Annotated in this window: 1 protein-coding gene; it reads left to right on the top strand. The window is 45.5% G+C overall.

Annotation, left to right across the window (positions count from 1 at the left end):
* Nucleotides 1-866 (top strand): ATP-dependent Clp protease ATP-binding subunit ClpX (clpX, locus tag WEIDD23_RS11315; protein ID WP_242865521.1); only part of this gene is annotated, 866 nt, incomplete at both ends.

Genomic DNA, 866 nt, shown 5'->3' with positions numbered 1-866 from the left:
CCGTCTACAACCACTACAAGCGCGTTAACGCTATGTTGACGGGTGATACTGGGGCTGAAGGTGTTGAGCTGCAAAAGTCTAACATCGCCATGATCGGACCTACTGGGTCAGGTAAGACGTATATTGCACAATCAATGGCTAAGCTTTTGAATGTGCCATTCGCAATTGCGGATGCAACGACTTTGACAGAAGCTGGATACGTTGGTGAAGACGTTGAAAACATTCTATTGAAGTTGATCCAAGCCGCTGACTATGATGTCGAGCGCGCGGAAACTGGTATTATTTACATCGACGAAATTGACAAGATTGCCAAGAAGGCCGAAAACGTTTCGATTACACGTGACGTTTCTGGTGAAGGTGTGCAACAAGCACTTTTGAAGATGCTAGAGGGTACCATTGCTAACGTTCCACCTCAAGGCGGTCGTAAGCACCCTAACCAAGAGTTCATTCAAATCGACACGACAAACATTTTGTTCATCGTCGGTGGTGCCTTCGCGGGTATCGAACAAATGGTTAAGGAACGTGTCGGAGCTAAGGTAATTGGTTTCGGTACGGACTCTAAGACAGTACAATTTAAGAATACTGACAAGTCAATCATGCAACAGGTTGTACCTGAAGATTTGATGAGCTTTGGATTGATTCCAGAATTCATTGGTCGTTTGCCAATTTTGACAGCATTGGAAGAGTTGACAGAAGATGATTTGGTTCGTATTTTGACGGAACCTAAGAACGCTTTGGTTAAGCAATACCAGGCTTTGTTGGCACTCGAAGGAGTTGCGTTGACGTTTACTCCTGAAGCCTTGAAGGCCATGGCACACTTGGCAATTGAGCGTGAGACGGGTGCCCGTGGTTTGCGTTCAATTATT

The organism is Weissella sp. DD23 (assembly GCF_001579105.1).
Taxonomy (GTDB): domain Bacteria; phylum Bacillota; class Bacilli; order Lactobacillales; family Lactobacillaceae; genus Weissella; species Weissella cibaria.
Note: the sequence above shows the minus strand (reverse complement) of the source record. Positions and strands in the feature narration are given on the sequence as shown.